Source organism: Neisseria sp. P0008.S010 (genome assembly GCF_051962715.1).
GTDB classification, from domain to species: Bacteria; Pseudomonadota; Gammaproteobacteria; order Burkholderiales; family Neisseriaceae; genus Neisseria; species Neisseria elongata.
Window position 1 is genome coordinate 1 of record NZ_JBQCVA010000420.1, and the last position, 238, is coordinate 238.

Annotated in this window: 1 protein-coding gene; it reads right to left on the bottom strand. The window is 34.5% G+C overall.

All coding sequences use genetic code 11. The annotated features are described in order from the left end of the window. Positions 1-238, bottom strand: a 238-nt coding sequence (locus tag ACTHSL_RS14165) for a hypothetical protein (RefSeq protein ID WP_440381755.1), incomplete at both ends; no start/stop codon positions are given.

A 238-nucleotide genomic window follows, 5' to 3' on the forward strand; every position in this document is an offset into this window, starting at 1 on the left:
GTTTATAGCAATAAGCGCAATAAATATTACTGTAATTAACGCGCATAACGAGATAAGCAACCAGCGAACAGTTTTAACTCTTGCCATACTTCTTTTTGCTAACTGAAGATTAATTACTTCTAATTTTTCTGATATTGTATTCAAATCATCAGTAGCGGGCTCTGTTATTGGTTCTCCAAGCAACTCACTGACAGAAGTATCTAATTCATCTGCCAAAGAAATCAGCATACTTGAATCT